We start from the raw sequence: 24,713 nt of genomic DNA, 5'->3' as shown, positions 1-24,713 counted from the left end.
AACGAGCAGGGCACTGCTTGGACCACATGAGAGAGGGATGCCGCTGTAGCTCAGCTGGTAGAGCACGTCATTCGTAAGTAGCGGGTCCCCGCTGGAATGACACGCAAAACCAGTCGCTTACAAGCGGCACGAAGTAACTAGTAGGGCCATAGTAGGGCCGCGACGAGAGAGGAATGCCGCTGTAGCTCAGCTGGTAGAGCACGTCATTCGTAATTAGCGGGTCCGCTCGCAAACTACGTTTGAGACCAGTCGGTTAGGCGCGGCGCGTTGTAACTAGTAGGGCCATAGTAGGGCCGCGACAGAGAAGGATGCCGGTGTAGCTCAGCTGGTAGAGCACGTCATTCGTAATGATGGGGTCGGGGGTTCGAGTCCCTTCACCGGCACCATCCTTCTCACGGCAGAACTTAGGAAAAGGCTTTTTGGGCTTCCGGCCCTCAAAGATTGCCCACTAGGTTGGCTTGAAGATATCAACCTTGGTTTCCAGACACGGCCGCAGAGAAAAGTCATTTGCGCCAATCGTGAACCATCCTTCTGGTCTCTGGTAGAAATCCAGGCCTCGTCCGATCTTGATGATCCAACGGTCGTCGATTCTGATCTCCCGGTCATGAATCTTGCTGTCAATCTCCACTGAAAGGACGACATCTCGCTCAAGCAGGCTCTGTTTGAGTTCTTCAATCTTGCTCTCAACCCCCGCAAGATCGGTGTTCTCATCATACCCGGTTAGAAGGTGGATTTCTCGTACGGTCGGGCTCTTCACGACTGTCTCGCAAAAGCGCACAAAATTTGCGATCTGATGTGGTGCACGAATGTACGGGTCTTCAATCGATACTTTCTTAGCCTTGGCCAGGTATGGACCGACAATGGTATCGTAGGTATGCCCGACGTCCCCATAGGCGATGGTGTAGTGCCGATCTTCAGGGATCTCAGCTTCGGCGGTCTGCGCAAAGCCAGATGACACCTCGCTCTTATGGGTCTCCGCTTCTGGTTCTTTGGTCTCAACCATTTTCGGGCTAGAGGCCTTTCCAGAAAGCGTGCGGCGGGCAGGTTCAAGAGTAGCAAAAATACCTTTGGTCTCGGGGCAGTGGACCACCACCTCGCGGCCATCTGGCGCGAAGTAGGAAAGGTTGATCAATGCAAACTCATCATCTGGTTTGCGCTTGTTCATCTGCTCCTTCACGCGACGACGACACTCAATCGCGTACTCGACATACTCGAAGAAATCCTCGTCGCTGGGAGCGCCATCGGGATGGAGGATCTTCAAGAACGCGCAGAGCGTCTTCTTGATACCTTTCTCATCGCGCCCCTCAACATTGCTCCCAAGCTTCACCCGGCTTGAGACCTCTTCATATCTGTTGTTGTGCTTGAGCTGGTAGTGAAACGCCTCGGCCAAGTAATCCGTGATTAGCCCAAAGCGGTCAGTCAAGTACGCACTACTCGTCTTGGGCATCTCCCAGCCAGGCAAGTAGCAGGCAAAGCGGTCCATCACGGCCAGATCGAACTCAGCAGGAAGCGGTAGGAAGAGGTCGTGCTCGGATGAACGAACGATTTGTTCCACCGACTGATCGATGTTTCCCACGAAGGCCATGCTCGCATTGGCAATGATCTCGACACCCCTCGAGAACCGACCATTGGCCATGAAGTCCTTCATGATTTGGATGGTATCTGGGTCTTTGATCTTGATCCCACCAACCTCGTCGAAAGCAACGGTATCCCAGAAGCCAACAAGTCCGATCTTGTTGCGGGCATTGTTGTAAAACAGCGTTGCCTTCGTCGCTTGGCCGCCGCTGATCAGCGTCGAGTACGGGGAAAATTCGCTAAAGAAGTACGACTTCCCGGTACCGCGCGGACCAAGCTCGACAAAGTTGAAATTGGCCTCGACGAGGGGCGCGAGCCTAGCAATGAAGTGCAGCTTTTCCCTATGTGACAGCGTGCCTGGTTCGAGGCCGACCGACCTCAGGACCACGTCCAGCCATTCGTCTCTCGTAAGCTTTGAACGGCCTTCTTTGTAGGCTTCGAAGTCGAAGCGGCTCAGCTGGATGGGACGCAAGTCTTCTACATAGAAGGCGTAGTTGTCCTCGTCGATATCATTGTGTGCGATGGTCACCTCAGCCCAGATACCGCCTTCAAGAAGTCGATCGATGTCGCGGTAGAACTTCTCGGCGATGGCGACTTTTTGGGATGCAAAGTTCTCAAGCGCTGCCCAATGCCGCTTGTCCTTCTCGACGTAGCGCACATGCACCTTGTCAATGAACTTGTGCCTGCCCTTTACGGCGACCCGAGATTGGGCGGCGTTTGCTTCGTCAGGGCGAACGTAGTTCTCATCAAGCGTCGCAAGAACCGCTTCCATACCGGCTTGGATTTCTGCTGGCTCGTTGCTTGCGCAATACCGTGCCAAAAGGAACTCCAGGACAAACGTCGGCACGTTCGTCCCTTTCTTGATGCGATGCAGCAGATCCTTGCGGACGACCTTGCCGTCGAAGACCCCGTTCAACTTCTTGTCGAGGTCATCCATTTCCATTTCAAACGGCATAGTCAGTCTCCAGATCAAGGCTGGCGTAGGCGGCCATCGTTACCGGATCGAGGGCCCTCAGCTTAAATTTTCCTTCAAACTCAGACTCCATGCGAATGGTGATTTGCTTGCTCTCGCCGGGCCGCAGCGTGATGGTCCGTGTGGCTGGGTTTACGTCCCCGCCTGGACGCGGCTCTCCTACGACATCACCTTGTCCTGTCTGAGCTTCGAGAAGGACCTCAATGTCCTTGTCCTGTGTGAACATATCGTCGGACGACGCACTCACCTCCACAACCGGAACCCGCGTGGTGATCCGTTTAGTTCCGCGCTTGTAGTTGAGTTCAACGCGGAAGCTGCCGGAGCCCGACATATCCTTTGAGTCAAGCCGTGCGACCAACACCGGTACAATCGCCTCCGGCAGCGATACCCCTCCGTGAAAGTAGAGATGTCCAGCTCGGTATGGAGCCATGCTCTTTGGCAGAGCGACTTGCTGATAGTCTCCACGCACCCCCAGCTTGGCCGCATCGATTACAACACTATGATTGTCTGCGTTGCCCGTTCCTAGGAACGCACGGTCGTGTGCGTTCACGACCCAATTGCCTTGTGGCTTCGAACAGACGTCGCCGTCAGAAGCATGCCCATTCAAGAAGAAACCATGATCTGTAGCGATAACTGCGTTGTGGAAACCAAGCTCGCGCAGCTTGTGAAGGGCCACGCGAACAAGTTTCAGCGTGTTCGGGATAAGCCCGAGAGTGCTCTCCGGGTTGCTCTCAAGCTGACTGTCGATCTCAGTTGAGCGCAGCACGACAAGATCAACAGTCTTGGAAAGGCGCGGTTTCGCTTTTACGAAATCGCTCAGGGTCATTTCGTGGAAGCGGTCACCAAACCGCTTCCTTAGAACATCCATGCGCTGACTGACATTCGCAACTTTGGCATCACCAAGCCTGGGAACGAGCTTACCGGCCTCGTCTGTCAACCTGAGGTCTTCGCGCGCTCCAGGGAGGAGGCTTGCCATTCCAACTGGCGTAATGGTCGGAAGCTGCGCGTACGCCGCTTGCAGTTCAACGGGGCCATCATCCGCGAGCCTTTTCTCAAGCGCGACACCAAGTTCGTAGCGCAGGGCATCTACGAGGATATAGGCGACCTTTCGACCGCTTTCCTTAAGCTTGCTCGCGACATGCTTGTCGTAGACATCGAGATTGCTAAGGCGTCCCTGCGGGGGCCAACCCGATGCTTCCAGATGCTTCACAAAGGCGGTCTGCACCTTCTCGGCGAGGCGTCTGTATTTTGACCTCGAGTACTCGACCACGTCAGATAGGAGGTCTTGATGGTCCAAGAAATCGGAGAGCGCCTGCTCGAACTCCCTCTGAAGTCGATCAGTTTCCCTCAAGCTTGAAATGTAAAACTCAATCAGGGCGCTCTGTGACTTTGCGTGATCTGGGAGTTGTCGCTCGTTATCGTCGCAACTCTCAATCAGGGCGAAGCCAGCCCTTATCAGCTCCCACTGTGCTTGGCTTTCGCCACGACCGATCCACACCGAATGCCCATGGGCTGCGATGGTGGCCCTCGCAGCGTTGAGGTCGTTTTCAAGTAGGCCCTTGATGGCTCGCTTCAGGAAGGTCCGCTCTTCGAAGGGGAAAGTATCCCTGCTGCCCAGGTCTTCAATACTTGCGCAGATCCGGTCTAGCGAGAGCCCTTGCTCGATCTGCTCGGCGCGTTCGATGTAGACATCTCGGCTGGCCGGATTGGTTCTCAACCTCTCGCAGACGTCCTCAATAATTGGTTTCGCTTCAGTAATGGCATGCGGAACGCCCTGAAGCTGCTCCGGCAGGTCCGCCGGAAAGTCGAAGACAAACTCACTGAAGAGAACGAAACGCCACAGTTCGTCAGAGATGGAGCTCCAGGTCTTGCCCCTGGTCTTAACGCTCATGCCGAGCGTTGCGGATAGAAACTCCCGCGCTTCTTCGCTCCATCCATCTTGAGCTTTGAGCGCCGCCGTTTGCTTCTCGCTTGGGGCCAGCAAGGCCTCAAGGATTTCTCGTCCTGACTCAACCTTCAGTGCGGCGCGCAGTTGCGGCCAACTCGCACCGCCACCTACGGCGTCGACCACTGAAAACGTCGGACCACCTGGCGAGTTGGCAAAGACACGCCTTATCTCCGTTGAGTGATCAGGCTTGGCGCGGAGGCAAAGACTTAGGTAGTCATCCCCGTCGTCACGGGGGAAGACCGCTCCTGCCTGAGCGTAGATCGAAAACGGATCGATCTGTTTCTCTTCATCAGTCTCCGGCCGTCGCTTAGGTACATAGACCAGCACGGCATCCAGCGCGCTCTTCGGTCGCCCGATATCTTGCAGGGCTTCAATAGCGGCCAAGCGGCTCTTGATGCTGCTGCTACTCGCATCGACGACACGAACACGTTCGTCTTCAAGGCTCGCGCAAACGTTCTGGTATCGCCCGTCTGGATCGTAGACGACCATGCACCCCGCTTCGACAAGGCGAGGGCGCAGAATGGTGTCGCGAATGAACGCCGCGATGCTCATGCCCTATCCTCGGGTTCGACATAGACGCGTTCCAGGTCATGTGCGATGGCGAGGGATTTGTCGGTCTTGCACTTCTCGCGCACACGGTCTGGCCAGTAAGCCATGGCAAGATGTGCCCAGTCGAAGTCGCCCTTTTCCAGCTTGGTCCAAGTATCCTTCAGGACCTTCTGCCACGGTTTGTGGCGGAACAGTTGCCAGAGCGGTGCTGCGGTGATCTGAACGCCGTCATCGTGATTGGGGCGATAGGTTGGAGCAATCTCCAGGAGTGCGTCACGTAGCTCGATGAGTTCCAGCTCCAGGTCCTGGAGTTTTTCCAACGCTTTCTCGTCTGAGCTCGAGCGGGAGCCGCCTTTGTCGCGCAGTGTCGCCAGGTCGCGTCGGACTTCCTTTAGCTTCGGCTCGACGAAATCATTCACAGCTGTGTAGAGCGTTTGGCTGGTGAGATCGGGATAGTAGAGCCAGAGCGTGTAGCTGCCCGAACTGGTCGAAATCGGCCAGTAGATCGGGGCCTTGCGGCGGCTCTTGCTGTATTGCTTGAGGTGGAACGGAAAGAAGTCGCGTTGCAGCCAGCGGCGCACATCGGCGGGCACCGGGGCTTCGACGCGGGCGAGCACTTCCTCGATCAGGCGGGCAAGGTCATTCGGGTGCCCCTGGTCGTCCACCAAGATTCCGGAATGGGCATGGAACGGCTCTGCACCATCGGGCAGCATGCCGGGGCTCTTGGCGGGCAGCGGGTCAAAGGGGTCCGGCTCGGGCGGAGCTGCGCGTTCTCCCGTTGCCAAGCGCCAGTCGAAACGCCCGAAAGCGACGCCAGCGGCCCAGCTGAGCAGGCCGTCAGTCTGGTCTACCGCTTCGGCCCCATCGTCGTCTTCGCTTTCGTCAGCGCCCTCGACTCCGTCATCTTCGTCAACCGCGCCAGATGACCCGAGCGCTGCGGCACGGTCTGCGTGACTGAACCCGTAGAGATCAAAGGCGATGTCATCGATCTCGGCCTGGATTTTGACTAGCTCAGCTTCAATCGTCGGCGGGTCGTAGTCTCCAAGACGTGCGCGCAATGCGTCGGGTAGATGGAAGGCGTGTGTAGTTTCGCTTGTAGTCTTCAAAACTCGCTTGAAAGACCAAGCAGATCTCGCGAGCGCACCGAGCCTTGGTGAAATCTGCTCTGGAACGGGAACCTTTTGTAGTGCGCCAATTCCAAACTCTGGATGGCCAAATCGCCCCAATAGCAATTTATACAGATAATCAAACGGCTTGCTGGCCATAAGGCCCAGTAGGGGAAGGAGATTCTCGGTCTTTTCAAAAGCTACCGCACCCCGAACGCTGAACAGAGATCCACTTGGCATTGGATATGGCGATAGTTCGGCTGCTCGAAGCGGCCAAGTTATACCCGGTCTTTTGTAAAAGTCCGGGCTCCGAATATTTCGCGACCAGTGCTTGCCATTGTTAACAATAGTGGCCCAGGACTTCAGCTGCTCGCCATCGTGCTTCCAATTGACAAAGAGAGAAAGAACCCCCTGAAACTTTGAAGCTCCGCCACCTCGGACAAACGGAAACCAAGTTTTAGTTTCTGACGTAGAATCTATCTCCCAGAAAGCTCGAACGAAGCGAAAATCATCTGATGTCTGGAGACCAACACGAGCACAGCGGCTTTCGAGTTCAAATGCTGGAAGCAGTCGGAAGCTGCCGCGCAGGTTCTCACTGCTCCAATATGGGAATGGTGAGCCAGGGATTGCAGAGAACTCCTCAGGGGCGACCTCAAAGCAGTTAGCAGGAATTTGGCCCATTCTAAGGCCAGAGCACATTTCTAAAAGTGCTTGCTCTTTATTGATGGGTTCGGAGAGACGAAGAAATAGGGTCATTCTTGCTTCTCCAAGACGTAAGCAGCTGCTTCAACCATCGCGTCATCCATTACGCCGTGGCCCATATCAGCCATTGCTTCAGGTTTCGCTGCGCCGAGCACAACGCTTTCGCGCCAGTTTTGAAAGCTAGACAAGAAAAAGCAGGTCCGTGAAGTAATCGCGCCAATGCGAGCGTTTGTGCGCATTAACTCCAGGCCGCGCTCAACGAAGACGGCAAGCAAGTCATTCTTGCTGTTCGGATAAGCCTTGGAAACTTGATTCTTTGTTCCAGAAGCCAGGGCCCCAAACGGCGGATTCATCACGACCACATCGAACACCTCGCGGCAGTGGTCGATCATCCGGAGGCCCTGAAGCGCATCTTCCGCAAACAGCCTCCCTTGATAGGTGGACCGTGCCGCGCGTGCGAACTCGGTGAGGGCCTCTTGTAAACGCGCCTCAGCCTTCTGCCATTGCGCCATGTCCTCTTCGCGGAAGAGGTCGCCATGCTCGCCAAACACGGCGCGGACAAGGGCAGGCAATTCCTTCTCAACCTGCAATAGCACCCCAAGCTCTGGCAGGCCATTGAGCAGGAACAGCGTCTTTTCGAACAGCTCTGCATCCAGAGGATCGAGCTCTTCCATGAACCGCTTGCGCAGGTCCACCTCGGCCGGGGGCGCGACGGCCGCCACCACATTCCCACGACCCACCTGGGGCCGGTCCTTGGCCTTCACGCCCGCCTCATGCCAGGCGCGCTGCGCCCGCAGCCACAGCGCCAGCGACGCGATCTGCGCCGCGCGCGGGTCGATATCGACGCCGTAGATGTTGTGTTCGATGATCAGCCGCGGCACGACGTGTAGGAACGCGTCCTGGTCGGCATAGGTCTGGCTGAGCGGTTTCAGATCAGCACTTCCGCCTGTTTCAGTGTCTAGGCACCCTGGACCATGCGTCTGCTCCCACTCCCAGGCCTCCCGGTACATCTCCTGGAACAGATCGAAGGCATAAAGCCCGAAATGCATCGACCCACAGGCCGGGTCCAAAAGCTTGATGGTGCGTGGATCGCGAAGACGTTTGGCAGGCTCCGGTTGCTCGTCGGGTTTCACAAGCAAGTACTGGCACCGGTCGCGCAGGCCGGTCTGCCCGCCCGTCCAGTTGAACCAGAGCCGCCCCAGCGTGTTATCGACCAGGAACTCCACCACATAGCGGGGGGTGAAGAACTGGTTGCGCACTGCCAGTTCCCGACTGTTGCGCGGTGCCTGGGATGCATCGCGCATCGCTTTGCGCTCTTCTTTTGAGTTGAAGTACTGGTAGATCCAGCCGATCGTCTCATCCTCGGCCCAGAGCGGTTCGATCTCGCCGTGGTTGATGAGATCAATCACCTCAAGAAGGGTTGGCTCACGGGGGAAGAGTCGCCCTTGCGGCGAGAAGCGGTCAAAGAGTCCTGGCAAGTCCAGCGCCAACTCATCGAAGACACTCTGAAGAAAGACCCGGTAGGCATCACCAGTTTCACCGAGACCAGTCCCAGCCAGGCGTGAGTAGAGTTGGAAGCCTTGAGACTTATAGGCGTTGCCAACAGTCTCAATGAGCAGCCCGCGCGCTTCGGCCATGCGCAAGGCCGCTAGCCGGTTGAAGATCGTAAAGGCCTGCTCTCGAACGATCCGGTCCAGGCCTGCTTTCGCGTCCGTGTCCGAACCCGCGCAATAGTGTTCAAGCGTGGCCCGGAGGATGCGGGCTGTCTCACGTTGTTGGTCGGTTATGTGACGTAGGCTTTCGAGCGAAGAGACAGTGCCTGAGTCAGGGTCAAGCCCATAGTCGTTCTGAAGCTGTCGCGTGAATTCCTCTTCCAAAATCCCGCGTGCATTACTGACTACGCGCTGAAGCCTGTTGCGTGTGGACTGGTCAAACGCCATCGATCAGGCCTCATCCGTTTTCAGAGAGATCGAGACGTCGATTTCTTCGTAGAGCCGGGCTTGCGTTTTCAGCTCTTCCAACTCTGAGATTACCGCTTCAAGCTCCGGTGCCGAGCTTACCTTGGCAGGGATGGAGACCGACCTTTCTAGCCTTGAAGGACCGTCCCTTCCCTTCTTGGCCTGTTCATCAGCAATGCGCTGCCGAATGCGTTCCTGTCCTGTGGTCTCCACGGAGCGCTTTATGTCATCCAGCGTCGTGCTGATATCATAGTTCCGGGCAAGCAGTGCGTTCAGCCCAGCCAAATCTTCAGTCGCGGTGAACTCCAAGGCATCCAATCGGCTTAGGGTCGTACCACGCTCGTCCTGAGTAAGTTCTCGCCACTCAGCCAGCTCTTGGAGACTTTCGCCGCCGTCCTTGAGCCGTTGCTTTTGTTGGTTCGACAACTCAATGACAGTGTCACGAACGCGGCCCTTGATGTGAGTTAGGGTCGAAGCCAAGTCCGCAGAATGCCTGAAGAAGTCGTCCTTGGCTGTCCAATCGGAAATGGATAAGAGTTCATCCTTTAGCTCCTTCCGCAGCGCACCGGGTGCGCCGGTATCCGGCAACGCCTCGATATCACGCTTATGAGATTGAAGCTGCCGAAGTGTGTGTTCCAGCCCATTCTCAAGTGCTCTCCGAACCTCTGCAGCCCATTTCAGATTGTCGTAAAGTGCCGACTCCTCCGCTCCTAGAAGCTGGGGCGCATCCGAAGCGTCAGAAGAAAGCAGGTCCGACAGAGACTGGTTCAACGCTTGTGCGCGATCACTTCCGTCAACACCAAGTGAGCCGAGTTTTTCGGGCAAGGAACCATATTCGTTCTGAAACCGAGGGAAGTTCTTCAGCGTCGCTTTGCTGATCTCTTGCTCAAGTGGGATGACGGTGTCGCCCAGCAACTCGGTCAGACGTTCTGAAGCGCGCGACAAGGCTTCATTGGAGGGACGCTCGTCCCTCAGAGACACGCCAATCTGCTTGAAGCTGTTGTTTGTCTTGAGAGCGTCAATCGCAAGCGGTCCAGCAGTTGTAACCTCGCGCCCTGAGACCGTGAGTTTGATCTCGCCAGCCAGTAACATAACGGCGAGAATGTACCGGGTTGTGTCCTGCGACCACCCGAACGGGTCGGCGTTGAAATGCTCAAGAAGCCGCTTCCCGACCGCGCTTCCATGCCGATCAATGTAGTCACGGATGCTCACGAGAGCCTTTTCGTCAGTCTTGAACGACGGACGACCAGCTTTCACCTGAACAAGCCCGAGCGGGTCTAGGGCACTTGTGATCGCCGCTGGATTAGCAAGCTTAAGAACCTTCTCAGCATTATCTGTGTTGGCTCGAACAGGTGCTTCACCATAACGATCGAACACTTGGGCTGCTGCGCTGGAGAGTATTTTCTTTGACGCCTCTAAGAGGTCGGCATGCAGCGCAGATACAGCAGTGCGCTGTCCCCTGAAGATGAAAGACCCCCCCTGAAGAGCAGTCTTAAGTTTCGACTTGAGTTCTGCCGCCAGCCTTGCAGCGCGATCTTGTTGTGCTCTGCAATAGTCCCTGATCTCCTGATCGGCGTCGTTTCGATGAAGTTCGGTTATCCGCTGACAGCGGAAGATCTCGTTGCAGAGGTCGTCCAGTTCAAGCGTTGTCCTCGTCATTAGAGCGATGACATTGCGGGACGCATGGCTTCGTGAGTCGTCAACTAGGCGGGTCTGGGCCGTTTCGTAGTCGTCGGATGCAACGAACTCGACGACTGTCTGAATGGCGTTTTGCTCTCCAGCAAGGCTCGTCACTGAGCCTCCACTCTGAACCTTGATGCCCGCAGCAACTGCAAGAGTTCCGTGAAAGTTGACCCTGGGTAGAGGATCGAAGACTTCACGGACACCATCGTTGAAGATACGCCGAACATCGACAGAACGAAGCGCCAGTCCGCTACGCTCTTGCTCGATATCGCGCAGCTTCTCGCTCAAGAAGACAAGCGTGCCATCTTTATCGCCGAGCGGCACCAACGGGTCCCGCACCATCTCTTCCACGGCTGCTTTGACCTCCTCGAACTTTGACGGAGCCATGACCGAGGAGTGCATCAAACTGGCAACGTTCTGAAGCGTGACTGGTAGGTTCCCCAGTATCTGCAATACGGCAATAGATTTGGCGATATCTTGGTGAAGAGGTTGATCTGGAAACCGAATTTGAACTTTGCCGACCGCTTGATGAACCGGAGCGAAGGCTCTTCGAATATCCTTCTCGAGCTCGTCATACAGCGTGACCGTCGTGGCGAGCGACCCTACGGGTTGATCCGCAAGTGCAGTTGTCCCCCCCTCACCACGAAGGATGTCTTGGACAACTTTGATGGCTGAACGCAGCCCAACGCCACCTGTCGACTTCGCTAGCGCTCCAAGTAGGTGAAGAAGGATTTCAAAGTGAGCAGGCAGGAAGGGGTAGAGTTGAACGAAAGTGTCGCGGGTGAAGTCCGCGTCGTAGTACTTCGCATTCTCTAGCCGGGTGTTCTGTCGCAGCGCTTGACCTTGCTGATCAAAGAGTTTGGCGAGCTGCTTTTCACCGTCGTTTGACTTACCAAGTAGCCGTCGATAACAGATTTCCTTGATATCGCTGGACTCTAGATCGATCTGAATAGGAAACCGATCCTTTAGTTTGAAGAGCTGAGGTGAGTTGAGACTAGCTCGGGGGTCATCCTCAGTAAGCGTTTGTTGCGCCGTCGAGATGATCCAAACCTTACCGTCGCCCAGCCTCTTGAAGTTCTTCGCAAGCCCGTCGAGATTTAGGATCAAGTTGTCCCGCGATGCGACATATTGACCAACTTCGTCGACGATGAAGATGATATTTTGCTTGCCGCTCTTTTGGCGCACAATATCAATCATCTCTTGGACACGCTGATTCTCGAACTGAAGGAAGTCTTCAATGTTCGAGCTAAAAGAAGAAGCCTCGGGGAAGAGCTCTGGGTACATCTCGTGCGCAATGCGCGGAATTAGCGCGTCAATAGCAAGCGGATCATTTTGTATCCGCTTCCAAGTGGCACCCGGCATCACCTCGGAAACCTTTTTATGAAGCTCTTCGGTCCGATTGTCCGCTTCAACTTTCCGCTCGAAAGCGGCAACCTTCAGGTTCCGTGAGTAACCTGCCCACTGAAGAACTTTGTAGTAGAGGACGCTCGAAACATCCTCCATCGTCGCCCCAGCGAGCATCTCACTAGCTAGGTCTAGCATCACGACAGCTGCCGGAAATCTCTGCGCGATGGTACTGAGCTGAGCTTTGGTCTGCGGCTTGTGGAGGCGATCTTGCAGGTGAGTTAGGAATGGGACTCCGTCGATTGTCTTCTGATTGTCGAAGGCAAGGCCCAGGTACTTTGTAAAAGAGCTTTTGCCCGATCCGTAGAAGCCAGAAACCCATACGCCAACTTCGTTTTCGCCGCCCGCTTCCATCGCACGTTGCATTTGATCGAGCAGTTTTTGGAACTGCTCCTCAATACTTTCAGTTACAACGTATTCAGATATTTCAGCCTTCAGGCGCCTCTCTTCGTCAGCGCCGTAGCTGATGACTTTCTCAATCGTCCGATTGATGTCGCGAGATGGGTCGAACAGACTGCGAATGCTCATGCGTTGTGCTCTCAATAATTGTTATCCGCCCACGTGCATGGAGCGATAGTTGCCGTCCTCTGGGTAAAACCCAAGAAACCTAAGCCTCGTCTTTCCTGTACGCGTTCCCGGATAGAGAAAGATCGTCGGCACATGAAAACTGCCCTGCAACTTACTCTCAATTGAACCGATACGCAGAAACGGATGCAACGCCTCTAAATCCGTCACGATCAACAGCGCGTTTTCATTGCCATCAAGCTCGCTGAGCTTTCTTTCAAGTCGTTGAAGAAGACCGTCTTCCGCGCTAGCCCGTGCAGCAAGAGCATCGTTGGTCTTTTTCCAGTCAGTCGGGGATTTCTCATCCTGTGCTACCCACAGTGGCCAGAACGGATCTTGCTTCAACAGGTCCCAAAGCTGCTCCGAGATTGAGAACAGCTGAACGTCCCAACCCTCTTGATGTAGCTTCGCTTCCCATGCAGGCGTTTGCCGCTTTACCTCAAGAATGCTTTCAGGAGGAAAAACAAGGTAATAGACGGGCTCAAAGCTCGCGTGTCCGAGCTCACGCCCATGGCGAATCCGTTCGCGAAGCTCATCAAAATCTGCTCTAAGTGAGGCCATTGCAAAGCGCCTCCATGTCAGGGAACGTCCAACTGATACGCACAATGTCGCTTGCGCTCTGAATGACTAGGTTGCCCTGAAGCGATGCTCGTTTCAGCTCCTGGGCCACATCCTCACGAGACAGGCCAAAAAGCCCCCAGTCCTCATGCGACAGTACGGTGTTGTCGCCCATCCCTAGAAAATGAAGATCATACGCCAGATAGGCAGTGACAGGTTGCGCTATTCGAAAAGGAAGAATTTGCCGGGTTGATTTCATACCAGCTTGGAGGAGTCCAAAGTCTGCGCAACAGCCTGTAAGGTAAGCTGCAACACGACGTACAGTGCTTTCCGACCAACGCTTTGAAGTCTTGCCGTCGTCGATGCCGCGCTCGACAAAATGCCGTGCGTCATTGCTTGAAATCGCGTCATAACCGCCTTCGTAGCGCGCCCAGTAAACGTCGCGGACAAAGTCTGCGAGGATTGGGTTGGCACGGCAGGTGTACAGGAAGAGCAGCTGTAGGAACGCGTCACTCGGAAGCTGATGACGCAAAGTCTTAAGAAGACGCGCCGTTTGCCCGTCACCCCTCAGGTAGCGTGGCGCAAAACACTCTGCCACGATGTTTCTTAGGCGACGAGCGGTGACGTTTGGAAATCGACCCGAAGAAAGTGCAGTCTCGTATAGCGCTGAAGAGCGCATTCCGGGTTGCCATATTTCCAGGAGCTCTTTTGTCTCCTCGACCAAACCGAGGCCAGCTTGGAGCTGCGTTGTATAAGGAGCACTCTCCATTACGAGCTCACCTCGAAATATGGGTAGGAGTGCGTGCCTCGTTCAAATGCTCCGTGATAGATTGACGCCAATTTTGGAAGCGCTGATCCAGATAAGACGTCCTCGGCGTTACCACAGAGAAATGGTCCCTCCGCATTTTCGGTTTGGGTGTCGGCAAAGACCCGAAGAGACTCTAAACGAGAGTCCCGATCGTGAGCTAGGAGACCATCAATCTCATCCGGCAACAGAGATGCGATGACGTTTTGGATATCTTGTTCAACTTCTTCAGGAAGTCGAAAAGTGTGAAAGCTACCCGCACTCAGGTGTTCATCATGGGTGCGTCGAGCCGCCTCCAAGATTCCGTGATACTGCGCCAGGATCGACGTTCTCGGAAAGACTGGCTCCAAAAACATTTTTGCTGACTGTGAAAAGAAGGAAGTGGGCCACCAGCCGTAGTTATCACGCTCTCCCAAAGCGCCAACTAGCAGCCGTAGCTCGGCAATTTGCCTGTAGTGCGACGCAGTGCTCAATGTCTTATCCTTGGTCAAAACCGTTTGCGTGGAACTCACCTCGCGGGATCGCTGGTCAGAGGGGAAGCAGGGAGACGCCATCTCCGTACTTCAACGCTATGGAATCAAGCCGCTTTCTTCAAGAGCTCGGCGGTTCAATCGGAACGATAATTGCTGACTTTTCGACTTGAAGGTCTTTCAGGCAGCCGCTGCGGCTCATCTGTGAAGCGTTGCAAAAGACTTCAGCTTCACAGGTGAGTTTCGGTAGGATGCACGCATGGCGTACGTCTTCTACGATACTGAAACCACCGGCACGGACACCACGTTCGACCAGATCCTGCAGTTTGCGGCGATCTGGACGGATGACGACATGAACGAACTCGACCGCTTCGAAATCCGCTGCCGCCTGCTGCCTCATGTCGTCCCTGCCCCTGGCGCCCTACTGGCCACAAGGGTGACGCCAGCGATGCTGACGGACCTAAGTCTACCAACCCACTATGACGCCATGCAGACCATCGCTCTGAAGCTTCGCGAATGGTCGCCGGCGATCTTCACCGGATACAACACGCTGGCCTTCGACGAACCGCTGCTGCGGCAAGCGTTCTATCAGACCCTGCAGCCGATCTACCTGACCAACACGAACGGTAATCAGAGGGCAGATGTGCTGCGCCTGACGCAGGCAGCGGCAGCGCTGGCACCCAACGCCATCACAGTGCCCATCAACCACAACGAACGGCCCACATTGAAACTCGACATGCTGGCGCCTGCCAACGGATTTGCGCACGAGAATGCTCACGATGCATTGGCGGACGTCGAGGCAACCATCCACATGGCCCGCCTGATTCGCGACCGCGCGCTGGCTGTGTGGGCTTCCCTGATGCCCCTGGTCGACAAGTCCGAGGTGCAGGCGCGGGTGCTGTCGGGTCAGCCTTTATGTCTGGTCGAGTACCACATGGGTCGACCGACCGTACTGCCGGTGGTGGGCTGCGGACAGAGCCACGACAACCCGACCATGCTCGGGGTTTTCGATCTGACAAAAGACCCTGCCCCGGTTCTGCAAATGGATGTCGGAGACCTGAAAAAAGCCATGCAAGGGCCCGACAGGGCCATTCGAATCGTCACATCCAACAAGATGCCGGCTGTAGTCGATTACGGACTTGGACCTGATTACGGTGTGCCGGATGGGGAGATCACCCGTAGAGCCTCTGAGATCGTCCAGGATGGTCCTTTTGCAGCGCGGGTGGGTGCAGCCCTGGCCCAGCGTTACGCGCCTTGGCCGGCCCAAGAGGTGGTCGAGGCGCGGATGTATGAAGGGTTTCCTAGCCGGGCTGACGAGGAGCGCATGCTCTCGTTTCACGGAGCGACCTGGCCAGAACGCGCGGAACTGGTTGAAACCTTTGAAGATGACCGCCTGCGCGAGCTGGGGCGGCGCATCGTGTTTCTCGAACAGCCGGATGTACTAAGGCCCGAGCTTCGACAGGCACTTGAGACCTGGCTGCACAACCGACTGCTCGGGCGCGAAGGTGTGGAGGCTGGGCGTACCATAGGCGATGCGCTGACTGATCTTGAAAGCATAACCGCTGACGACACTAATACGCAGCTGAACGGCATCCGCCAATGGTTGGAGAGTTGCGGCGCAGGCCAGCATAGAAATTCTCAGTAGATGTAAGGATCACGGTGTGAGCAGGAATCCCCGACCATTCCGTATCGGAGCATTAAGAGAACAGCACCACCTCTATGGGATGTATTGGTATTATTGGCAAAATGGTTGTTTGCTGCTCAAAAAGTAAAAGGGGCGGTGTTTACCCGCCCCCGTTAGCCTATTTCACCCATATCAGAAGGGTGGTTCTGGTCCCCCATCTGAGGTTGATGAGTAATCGTATCCGGGATCAATATCGCCTTGCCATTCCGATACTTCATTCGACCACGGGATCTCCTGTCCGATGTATGCCTCAAACGCCCGGCGGCACCGGGGCAGTGGTGGAAAATGGTACCGGGTGGACCGCTCTGTAAGTAGCTGTCCCAAGGAATCGCGTCCTGTGATGAACTGCCCACTTTGCACCTTTGTTACGCCAGGGAACAGTTTGCTTATCGTTCGCCCAAACAGCGTCTGTTGGATGTAGTGTGCATTTGGCTGGGTCCTTCTCATGTCTGCATACATGGCGGCGATGGTTGTGATACCCGGCCCATTTCCCGGAGCATCTGGCTGCGGAAGATAGCCCGCGTCGAGAACTTGATAGAGGTACCGCTCCACTGGACCTTGAGCCTGAATGATCTGGTCGAACAGCTCTGGTGTACGGATCGTCTTGCGAGGGTCCGGTCCCACAGAAATATCGCGCTGCAACAGATCATGCATCATCGCCTCGTATCCGCCCGAACGTAGTTGCGCCATGATCGCTTCGAAGTACGGGATGTCCTCGCGGTGGGTGTCCGCAACTTCAAGAACCTGCCAACGACGATCGCCGATATCAGCCGGAACCACAGACTTCTCGTTCGAGGTTACGATGAAGATCATGTGATTTTCGAGCCAAACCGGGTCCACGCCCTTCCGCTCGATCATGATACGCGGCTCGGTCAGCATGGTTTTGATAACACCTGCGTTTTTCCGGTCCCCACCAAACATGGCTTCATCCACATAGACCAGTCTTCGCGCCTCGAGGTGCTGATTGAAGCGGCCACTCACGTGGTCATCTTTTGTTATCGACACGTAGTGAGCGCCCCAGAGATGACCGTAAGCGTTAGCAAGCACGCCTTTTCCAGTGCCTGGAGCTCCTCGCAGTACAGGAGCTGTACCAATGACTAGGCCGGGTCTTTGAAGCCCCAAAGCCATCCAGTTCAGCAACCAATCCGCGTGCTCTTCGTTCTCGCTGCAGATGTTTTCCAGGATGTGGGTGCGCAGAAGGTTCCATTCCCCTGGTTGAGGCTGCACGGCAAAGCCCTGCCACATATTCCAGCTTTTCCCATTGTGGCCCGGGGCTTTTGTCGGATCGAAGATCACTTCATGATAGTGAGCAGCATAGCGGTGCTCGATCCAGTACGGTGCTTTCGGAATCCACTTTACGTCTCCGCTTTCATCCTTCCTGGGAAACTTCTCTGGTTTCATGCGATCGAAGAACGGGGTCTTGGCCAAAGTGGTAAGAACCTCACCGGTCGCAGGCTGCTTGACGATGATCCGTGTCGTAGACCCGTGGGTCCAAATGCCAAACCGGGCATTAAGTTCGCGGATTACAGCATTCTTCGGGCCTTCCCATCCCTGCTTCTGCGCCAGGTGAAAAACCGTGCCGATGGTCAAGTCGCCGTTAGGTGTGAAACTGTCCCAAACTTTGCGACATTCATCACTGCCATCATACTTGGCAGACTTACTGGACCACTCGTCCCAAATGTCGAACGCGCCGTCGCCAAGACTTTGTTTCGTCGCTAGGCCGACCTTAGTCCACACCTCGTAGTCGTCAGCATCTATTACTTTGAGCGCTGCCCGGACTTCTTCGTCATCTCCCGGCAGAACTTCGCCGCTGAATCTAATGGCAGCACTGTGCGAGCGAGGTGTTTTCGCTGACTGTGACGGTGTTTTGGGAAGTGTGAATACTTCCGAGACTTTGGGGCAGAACAGCTCCTGCAAATTCGGCAAAATGAATTCAGCCCATGCGATAGGTTCGAGGTCATCCCCCAGCGGAATCGACGACCGGCTATAGGGCAGTGCAACCGCGCTGCCATAGCCATCTGCTCCCACGGCATCATTCTTTGGGAAGACCTCGATCTCCTTCTTTTGGACTCCACCTGTTCCATGCTGGAACCCTTGCGTTTCGATCACATGGTGCAGGAACTGCTTCACCAAACCAGCAGGTTGTGGGTCATTCCAGAACAGCCATATGTGAAGACCTGCGCCTCCGCCTGACCGGCAGCAAAGCGGATTGAGCCCTTTGTCCTTTAGTGCGTCGACAATTGGCTTCGCGGCCGCCTGCAAATCACTCCAAGCGAGCGACTTGTCGTGGTCGTCAAAGTCTAGAACTGCGGTATGTACTTGATCAGTGATGACACCGTAGCAAGCGATGGGCGCGGAGCCATCAAGATGCGCACGCACCACATTGATCGTGATCTCTTTGTTCACGCGGCGATACTTCTGCTTACTCGACTTCCGATAGGCTGCGAATGCATCTGTTCTGCAAAGGGAAGCGATCTCGAAAACAAAGGTATCGAGCCCAGGTATGGATGATGCTCCTCCGGCTGCACTGTCCGCGCCAAGGTTCATTTTGTGTTGCCTTGCCGACATCACACGCCTCCCTGGTTCGAGACTTCATGTGCCGCGAGCCAGGCCTCTACATCGGCCCAGCGGTACCAAACGAGGTTCCGCACCTTGATGTATGGCGGGCCTTCGCCACGCATGCGCATCTTTTCCCAAGTGCTCTTGGAGGTATCGGTGATGGTGGCAAGCGCCTCAGTACTGAGAAGTGGCAGCGGCTCTCGAGATACGACACCGTTTTTTGGCTCAGGTGCCAGTAGCCCCTTCGACCGAAGTGGGTAATTCAGATTTCGATTTTCCATTTTGTCTCTCCTTGGATTTGATTGGCGGCGACGTGATTGGCGGCACCGCATCAAGCGAATTGCTCGACAAGGAGAAGGATGGTCGTTCGACCCTCGAGCAGCATTCCGGAAGGTTCTAGAGATGCCCTGTAGTTTTCGGAAATTCTGGAGAAGGAATTCGGAAACGTTTTTCGGTACGTTCGCGCGCTCATCGCATACAATTTTGACCGCCAGGGCGGACTTTTCTGGGCACAGGGAATGTGTGCTTATGCTGCCGTGTTCTCACTCTGGCTGGGTTCTTCGGCCAGCTGCAGAATGCGTTTAGCCACAGCTTCGACCGGACCTCTAAGCCGCTCGGGCTGGCTCACGATGTAGCCGGCTGTCACATCGCCAGAAAGGCGGTGGTTCAGCAAGCGCTTCAGCGCGTAGTGCGGTACATCGAGGCTCTCGGCGATGGTGACGAAGGTGCGGCGGAGGTCGTGCAAACTGAAAGCTACGCCAGACCGCTGTGTAACGCGCGCCGTAAACTTTTTGGTTTCGACGAGGTGCCCTGTTTTTCCGCTGCTTGGAAAGACCCAAGGTGAGTTGCCAGTTTCGCTTAGCCGCTTACTCAGCAACTCGACTATGAAACCAGCCAGCGGCAGATCGAGCGGGTCACCGTTTTTCGTCTTCGGAATGTGCAGCGCTCGTTCTGCAAGATCGATGTATTCCCACCGCAGACTCGCGATCTCGTTACGCCTCATCCCTGTAAAGAGAGCGAGCAACAGAAAATCGCGGGAATAGCTCGGTTCAACCATCACAGCATCCCACCAAGCTGGCAGTTCATGCGCAGGAACCGCACCGCGCCGGCGGCGTTCGGGAAACCAAGCGCGAGCTTGCGTGAGGATGGCAACCGGGTTGGGCGGAAATTCGTCGAAAGCGGCAGCGTTTACATTGTATACCGACCGCAGGTGGCGCATCGCGTTGTTCGCGGTGACCTGCCCGTGTTCTTTTGCGATACGCTGATGCCGCTTCAGAACCATCTGCCGAGTGATGGAAGTTATCGGTGTGCGTTTCCAGTCTTGCAGGTAAAGGTCTCGCGAGCGTTGGTAAGCATCGATACTGCTGCTTGCCATTGAGGTTCTGGCCTCAAAAAACCGATCGAAGGCCTGGGCGAGTGTGATGGCTTCTTGTGCCACGCGTCGTTTTTCTTGGTTCGGATCGACACCGCCGGCCATCTCGCTGAGCGCCGACAAACCACGACGCCTTGCCTCTTCGACGCTTAGAACATCTGCACGACCAAGTGTCACGCGTCGCGTGCGCCGATTGACCTGACCTTCCACGAAGAAGACTTTTGAGTTGGATCCAACCCGGACCCCAAGGCCACGAAGCGTGGTATCCCGGTACAGTTTTTGTCCGCGTTGGGTGTAGGGTAGCGCTTCGATCGCGCGCTTGGTGAAGTGTAGTTTTGTCATAGAGACCTCCATTTGGCCTCACCTCAAAGTAAGTCATAATCCCGAAATTACAATCAATATCAGAGACTTATCAGGAACTTGAGGTTCAAAAATGCATCTTCTTTCTGGCCAGGTCATGCTGAAACGGTGTGACCGAGAACAGTTTTCCTGGTCGCGGACCATTGTTCTTGCACATGTTCAAGCGGCCCAAGAACAGATGCGCCCACCAAGATGAGTGAAGCGCTTTCAAACATGCATGTTGCGCCAGCGAGTTTCTGCGTCCGCCTCAGCTCTCAGTATCTGCTCGTCGACAGCGTCGCAAAACTGAGCAAGCAAATTGGTCCTGTCCCTGCAAGCTTCTGAAAGCTCCGCCTCAAGGGCGTGGGTTAGAAGATGAGCGTTGAGAACGAATGCTGCTGAACCGGCTTCGAACCGGCTAGGCGGAATGGCCTTTGCGCCCGTCATGGACCGAGTGTAGGTCATCTCTAGCGGGTTCTCCCAGTCGCCAAAGAGCTCCTGCAAGAGACCGGGATTGATTTCTTCCCACGTCCAGCATTCGTGCCCACATTCGTAGCGGTAGGGGGCTTCAGGCAACTCAAGCCCCTCAATTCGAACGACCGGATCAATTCCACCGGCCACATCGGTTCCACTGATCTCTAGAGCCCCATCTACTTCATCGAAGTAGGCACCTGTGATTATTGTTTCGCCATCATTCCTGTTCATCACGTTGAGACTGCTGCGGAATTCGAGCATCGGCCCTGGTTCGCCGGTTCGACCAACAGGCGCTAGGGCCAGTCGGACCTCAAGCATGATCGCACAAACGACTTCCTTTTCCTCACCATCGCTCAAGCAAAGTCGCGCAAAACTTTCCCTGGCTAAAAACTTCGTGCCTAGCAAGACGGATGGAACAGGTGGAATATCTGCAGGGTGAGCTGTGTACCCGGCGAGACCAGTTGAGCAATCAGTAGAGTCAATCGCCTGTGCCGCGAATAGAAGCCGATCGTTTCTGTAGTCGTGAATTCCATTCCTCTTGTTGGCTTCTGACCAATATGCATCGACCTTTGTTTGCCGCGCCACTGCCAGCCCCATCATTCGAAGCTGTTGCGCCAAGCGTGCCCACTTTTCTTCCTCCCAGCTCGTAAGGAACTGGTGATCTGCTCCGAACGTGCAGCCTTCAAAGACCTGACAGATAAACGGCGCAGCGGGTTCATTGAGTAGAATTGCAATCGCCTCTGCGATCTCGAAGTATTTCCCTGGCTTCTTGGCGAGCCGTTTCTTACGCGCTTCGTTTGCACCCTCAGGCAGCGTGTAGGTATCCAAGCGCTTGGTTGAGTCCGTTTTGACGCCGCCACCAAGGCCCGCCTCGACCACAACCTCACGCTTCGTCAGACCGCGCGACCTGCTGACCTCTTGCAAAAGCAGATGAAGATTGGACGCAGCGCGTTCCTGGTCTTGGGAAGAGAAAGCCTGGCTTTGGTCCTTCGCAGCTCGCAGGGCTGATGCGCGCTTCTCTTTTGAAGCTAGAGTCGTCCTTACGGTCGTACCAGCTGAGGGGGAGGCACCCGCAAGGTCAGATGTTCTTTGTGCAGCGGTCATTTCAGCGTTCTCCTTGAGATTTGCGCCGAAAATACGGGGCTTTGGACGCGTCTTCCTTCCGAACTGACGCCATGAAGGCAGCAGGATTTCGGAATAATGGTGGCCAAAATTCGGAATTTAGGTGCTGACAGAAAAAGCCGCCTTCGCGTGCGCGCACGTGAACGCATCCTTTGGATCACCGGCTAAAGAGATACTTCCTCCGAAATCTTAGAGTTACTCAACCGCCGCGGACTGACGCTGCGAAGCTCTACAATGGGTCAAACAAGACCGAGAGAGAGGGTGGACCGGGAGAGCGCCGACACCTTGTCTTCGAAAAAGCCGTTCATGGGGTGGGGTGTGCTTGGTTTGAAGGCGTTTCACAGGTAGCAAGGAGCTACGCAAACATATGCTGAATACTGGCCTTCAGTTCAGCAACCATCACGCCAAGTTGAACCCAAACAGGCAAGGTAAAGTTGGAATGGCAGAAACCGGAGCAACAGCAGCGTCAATTCATGGCGACAAATTGTATCAAGAGCGTGCTCGTCGTGCATTTCCAATTCTTGTTCGCCAGGCTGAGGCTAGAAAGACTATTTACTATTCAGATTTGGCCGAAGAACTTGGCATGCCGAACCCACGAAACTTAAATTACGTGTTAGGCAGTATTGGGCAGACGCTACAGGAGTTGTCCGATGAGCTGAACAACGAGATTCCCCCAATTCAGTGCATCGTCATTAACAAGAGCGATGGAATGCCTGGCGAGGGTATAGGGTGGTTCTTAAACAAAGAGAGTTACTCTGGGGTAGTTCCTGAAGACTTTAAGAAGCTGCCAAAGCTCCGTCAGAAGGAGATCGTTCAGGCCGAGCTCCAGAAAGTTTACCTGTATGACAAATGGAGAGAAGTGCTTGAATACCTCTCTCTCGAACCGGTTTCTGATGATTTTTCCAGGGTTCTGGCTGAGACTAGGGCATTCGGAGGCGGGGAAAGTGACGCGCACAAATTACTTAAAGAGTATGTGGCGCAGAACCCAACTTTGATCGGTCTTCCGGCAAGTTCACCGAAGGGTCAAACAGAGCAACGTCTCCTTTCTGGAGACGCGTTGGATGTGTCCTTTTCTCTGCCTGAACGGTGGATTGCAGCGGAAGTAAAGTCGCATATTTCAGGTGAGCCGGACATCGTTCGTGGCCTCTTTCAGTGTGTGAAATACAAGGCTGTGATGGCCGCTACTCAGTTAGTTGAAAAAGACCAAGCTTCCGTCGAATCTGTCCTCGTCCTTGAGGGCGAACTGCCTAAGCATCTTGTTCCTCTCCGCAACATGCTTGGCGTCACTGTCTTTCAAAACGTTAGGCCAGCGACATGACGATTTCACCGGATCTTCTCAAGATAGGTAAAGGGTACAGTCGAGCCGAGTTGGCAGAGCTATTTGATGCACCTGATCTCGCTACCAGTCGCGAAGGCTGGTACCCGCGGGATCGCTACGATTACATTCCCTTCTTCGTGACACTCAATAAGGAGAAAGCTGATCCAGCCGTCGCCTACAATGATTACTTTGAGGACGGCCTCTTCTTCTGGGAAAGTCAGAATCAGAACACCCTCAACTCCAAGTGGATTCGCAAAATCATACAGGAACAGGCGGTTCCACTGCTTTTTGTTCGCGAAGTGGCGAAGATTAAAGGTGTTACGCAGAAGTTCGTGTATGCAGGTAGGCTGGCTAGCCCAGAGCCCGACCGGAGTTCATCGCGCCCAGTCAAGTTCACCTTCGACCCACTAGACCTGCTCGATCCGCTTCCCGAAAACCTTGGAGCGTTGGTTGCGTGGAAGCCGGGTGATGAGAGACGAACGCCGCTTCGTGATGAATTCGCGAAAGCAGTCGAGCGAAAGCGAAAACGGACGGGATCGACAAGCCAAGGATATGAAACGGACCCGAAGGTTCGCCGAGCCATCGAGCTGCGCGCAATGGAGGTTGCGACAAAGGCTTATGAACGACACGGTTACCACGTGGACGATGTGTCCGGAAACCACCCATATGACCTACTTTGCTCCAAACAGGGGGTCAAACAGCGTCGGGTCGAGGTAAAGGGCACAAGGGGCGCGGCATCCGTTGTCAATCTGACAGTGGGCGAGGTCATCGCGGCGCGTGAACCATCCGCAATCACGGATCTCTTCATTGTCTATGAAATCCAAGTGTCGGGTCCGAATGGCTCGCCGGTGGCTTCTGGCGGAAAGGTCCAGGTGATTCAGGGTTGGGTTCCGGAGGAAGAAGACCTTGAGCCAACACAGTATCGGTACAAAGTGCCACTTAATGAAGCCAAATAGCTTGTGAGACACGGTAGACCGGGGGCGCGCTGGCGGTTTTGCGGTCCAATGCCCATGCTTAGGGCGGGGTACCCCCCAGTTTAGGAAGAGCGCCGCCTGAGGCAGATAGATTGCAGCCACGTAGGTGATATTTAGGGTCCCGCTTCGCAGGGCTTGCCTTTCTATCGTCTGATTTTTCTGTAGAAATTTCGCTAGGGGCAGAACGCAAGCAGTTTGATCACGAGGGCCAAGGCAGGTAGCGCGAAGCAGGTTAGCTGGCCTGTTTCTGCGTCTGCTGGGGCACCGGTATAGAGGTCTAGCGCTTTCAGATACTGGGTTAGAGGTGCTTGCTAGGACGCCCAGGCAGGTACCGTTCTCCCAAATGACACACCCCGTGCGGGTGACCAAGACGCTGGGACAGCCTTCCGTCGTCGTGACCGTCCGGGGTGGTGATGAGCTCAAGGTTGCTGGGCTGAAGCGGGCAGACGCGACGAACTTCGCCTCATTGGCCAACGCGGAATGGCAACGGCACTTTGTTGAGTGTCCGTCGTCAGATAATTTGGGACATCAGAGCGGGTTTTGTTTTGGAGGCTCTGGCTCATCCTTGATTGAGTT

16 protein-coding genes and 1 tRNA gene are annotated in these 24,713 nt (G+C 55.2%); 5 read left to right on the top strand and 12 right to left on the bottom strand.

The genetic code is table 11. The features are described from left to right. The first annotated feature begins 310 nt into the window (after positions 1-310). Positions 311-386, top strand: a tRNA-Thr gene (locus tag ACROHD_RS18705). Between the two features lie 62 nt (positions 387-448). On the opposite strand, the gene brxL is transcribed toward ACROHD_RS18705, so the two are convergent. The 8 genes from brxL to ACROHD_RS18665 are packed head-to-tail and all read right to left on the bottom strand — an operon-like array spanning position 449 to position 14,298. Further along, positions 449-2,530, bottom strand: a complete 2,082-nt coding sequence (gene brxL, locus ACROHD_RS18700; protein ID WP_432679932.1) for a BREX system Lon protease-like protein BrxL — start codon at positions 2,528-2,530, stop codon at positions 449-451. Continuing rightward, entirely contained in the window at positions 2,520-5,048 is a 2,529-nt protein-coding gene (locus ACROHD_RS18695; protein ID WP_432679931.1) for a PglZ domain-containing protein, read from the bottom strand. The genes brxL and ACROHD_RS18695 overlap by 11 nt, the downstream gene beginning before the upstream one ends. Continuing rightward, positions 5,045-6,907, bottom strand: coding sequence for a BREX-1 system adenine-specific DNA-methyltransferase PglX (locus ACROHD_RS18690; protein WP_432679930.1), 1,863 nt, complete (start codon positions 6,905-6,907; stop codon positions 5,045-5,047). Before ACROHD_RS18690 ends, ACROHD_RS18695 begins: the two co-directional genes overlap by 4 nt. Then, positions 6,904-8,793, bottom strand: coding sequence for an Eco57I restriction-modification methylase domain-containing protein (locus tag ACROHD_RS18685; RefSeq protein WP_432679929.1), 1,890 nt, complete (start codon positions 8,791-8,793; stop codon positions 6,904-6,906). Before ACROHD_RS18685 ends, ACROHD_RS18690 begins: the two co-directional genes overlap by 4 nt. 3 nt (positions 8,794-8,796) lie before the next feature. Further along, entirely contained in the window at positions 8,797-12,426 is a 3,630-nt protein-coding gene (gene brxC, locus ACROHD_RS18680; protein WP_432679928.1) for a BREX system P-loop protein BrxC, read from the bottom strand. Positions 12,427-12,447: 21 nt separating this feature from the next. After that, a complete protein-coding gene (locus ACROHD_RS18675; protein WP_432679927.1) occupies positions 12,448-13,023 on the bottom strand; it encodes a BREX protein BrxB domain-containing protein in 576 nt (191 codons plus the stop codon). After that, positions 13,010-13,789: a BrxA family protein gene (locus ACROHD_RS18670; protein WP_432679926.1), complete on the bottom strand. Its 780-nt coding sequence runs from the start codon at positions 13,787-13,789 to the stop codon at positions 13,010-13,012. The genes ACROHD_RS18675 and ACROHD_RS18670 overlap by 14 nt, the downstream gene beginning before the upstream one ends. Continuing rightward, positions 13,789-14,298, bottom strand: a complete 510-nt coding sequence (locus ACROHD_RS18665; protein WP_432679925.1) for a BrxE family protein — start codon at positions 14,296-14,298, stop codon at positions 13,789-13,791. The genes ACROHD_RS18670 and ACROHD_RS18665 overlap by 1 nt, the downstream gene beginning before the upstream one ends. A 256-nt stretch (positions 14,299-14,554) precedes the next feature. Between ACROHD_RS18665 and ACROHD_RS18660 the strand changes: the two genes are divergently transcribed. Next, entirely contained in the window at positions 14,555-15,940 is a 1,386-nt protein-coding gene (locus ACROHD_RS18660) for an exonuclease domain-containing protein (protein ID WP_432679924.1), read from the top strand. 171 nt (positions 15,941-16,111) lie between these two features. Here ACROHD_RS18660 and ACROHD_RS18655 read toward each other — a convergent pair whose 3' ends face one another. The 4 genes from ACROHD_RS18655 to ACROHD_RS18640 all read right to left on the bottom strand — a co-directional run bounded on the left by ACROHD_RS18655 (position 16,112) and on the right by ACROHD_RS18640 (position 21,827). Further along, complete coding sequence (locus ACROHD_RS18655; protein ID WP_432679923.1) at positions 16,112-18,526, bottom strand: DUF5906 domain-containing protein; 2,415 nt, start codon at positions 18,524-18,526, stop codon at positions 16,112-16,114. Between the two features lie 20 nt (positions 18,527-18,546). Further along, positions 18,547-18,819 carry a helix-turn-helix transcriptional regulator gene (locus tag ACROHD_RS18650; RefSeq protein ID WP_432679922.1) on the bottom strand — a complete coding sequence of 91 codons (273 nt, stop codon included), beginning with the start codon at positions 18,817-18,819 and terminating at the stop codon, positions 18,547-18,549. Between the two features lie 245 nt (positions 18,820-19,064). Next, a complete protein-coding gene (locus ACROHD_RS18645; protein ID WP_432679921.1) occupies positions 19,065-20,252 on the bottom strand; it encodes a tyrosine-type recombinase/integrase in 1,188 nt (395 codons plus the stop codon). Between the two features lie 225 nt (positions 20,253-20,477). Continuing rightward, positions 20,478-21,827, bottom strand: a complete 1,350-nt coding sequence (locus ACROHD_RS18640) for a hypothetical protein (RefSeq protein WP_432679920.1) — start codon at positions 21,825-21,827, stop codon at positions 20,478-20,480. 385 nt (positions 21,828-22,212) lie between these two features. Between ACROHD_RS18640 and ACROHD_RS18635 the strand changes: the two genes are divergently transcribed. The 3 genes from ACROHD_RS18635 to ACROHD_RS18625 all read left to right on the top strand — a co-directional run. Beyond that, on the top strand, positions 22,213-23,163 hold the full coding sequence (locus ACROHD_RS18635; protein ID WP_432679919.1) for a hypothetical protein: 951 nt from the start codon (positions 22,213-22,215) through the stop codon (positions 23,161-23,163). Continuing rightward, complete coding sequence (locus tag ACROHD_RS18630) at positions 23,160-24,119, top strand: DUF3427 domain-containing protein (protein WP_432679918.1); 960 nt, start codon at positions 23,160-23,162, stop codon at positions 24,117-24,119. The genes ACROHD_RS18635 and ACROHD_RS18630 overlap by 4 nt, the downstream gene beginning before the upstream one ends. 361 nt (positions 24,120-24,480) lie before the next feature. Then, positions 24,481-24,713 (top strand): hypothetical protein (locus ACROHD_RS18625; RefSeq protein WP_432679917.1); only part of this gene is annotated, 233 nt, incomplete at its 3' end.

The sequence above is a fragment of the Nioella aestuarii genome (assembly GCF_050896395.1).
GTDB lineage: Bacteria > Pseudomonadota > Alphaproteobacteria > Rhodobacterales > Rhodobacteraceae > Nioella > Nioella aestuarii.
Note: the sequence above shows the minus strand (reverse complement) of the source record. Positions and strands in the feature narration are given on the sequence as shown.

Coding starts and splice junctions, on each gene's coding strand:
- brxL (WP_432679932.1), bottom strand. CDS start 2,530: ATGCCGTTTGAAATGGAAATGGATGACCTCGACAAGAAGTTGAACGGG.
- ACROHD_RS18695 (WP_432679931.1), bottom strand. CDS start 5,048: ATGAGCATCGCGGCGTTCATTCGCGACACCATTCTGCGCCCTCGCCTT.
- ACROHD_RS18690 (WP_432679930.1), bottom strand. CDS start 6,907: ATGACCCTATTTCTTCGTCTCTCCGAACCCATCAATAAAGAGCAAGCA.
- ACROHD_RS18685 (WP_432679929.1), bottom strand. CDS start 8,793: ATGGCGTTTGACCAGTCCACACGCAACAGGCTTCAGCGCGTAGTCAGT.
- brxC (WP_432679928.1), bottom strand. CDS start 12,426: ATGAGCATTCGCAGTCTGTTCGACCCATCTCGCGACATCAATCGGACG.
- ACROHD_RS18675 (WP_432679927.1), bottom strand. CDS start 13,023: ATGGCCTCACTTAGAGCAGATTTTGATGAGCTTCGCGAACGGATTCGC.
- ACROHD_RS18670 (WP_432679926.1), bottom strand. CDS start 13,789: ATGGAGAGTGCTCCTTATACAACGCAGCTCCAAGCTGGCCTCGGTTTG.
- ACROHD_RS18660 (WP_432679924.1), top strand. CDS start 14,555: ATGGCGTACGTCTTCTACGATACTGAAACCACCGGCACGGACACCACG.
- ACROHD_RS18655 (WP_432679923.1), bottom strand. CDS start 18,526: ATGAACCTTGGCGCGGACAGTGCAGCCGGAGGAGCATCATCCATACCT.
- ACROHD_RS18650 (WP_432679922.1), bottom strand. CDS start 18,819: ATGGAAAATCGAAATCTGAATTACCCACTTCGGTCGAAGGGGCTACTG.
- ACROHD_RS18645 (WP_432679921.1), bottom strand. CDS start 20,252: ATGACAAAACTACACTTCACCAAGCGCGCGATCGAAGCGCTACCCTAC.
- ACROHD_RS18640 (WP_432679920.1), bottom strand. CDS start 21,827: ATGACCGCTGCACAAAGAACATCTGACCTTGCGGGTGCCTCCCCCTCA.
- ACROHD_RS18635 (WP_432679919.1), top strand. CDS start 22,213: ATGCTGAATACTGGCCTTCAGTTCAGCAACCATCACGCCAAGTTGAAC.
- ACROHD_RS18630 (WP_432679918.1), top strand. CDS start 23,160: ATGACGATTTCACCGGATCTTCTCAAGATAGGTAAAGGGTACAGTCGA.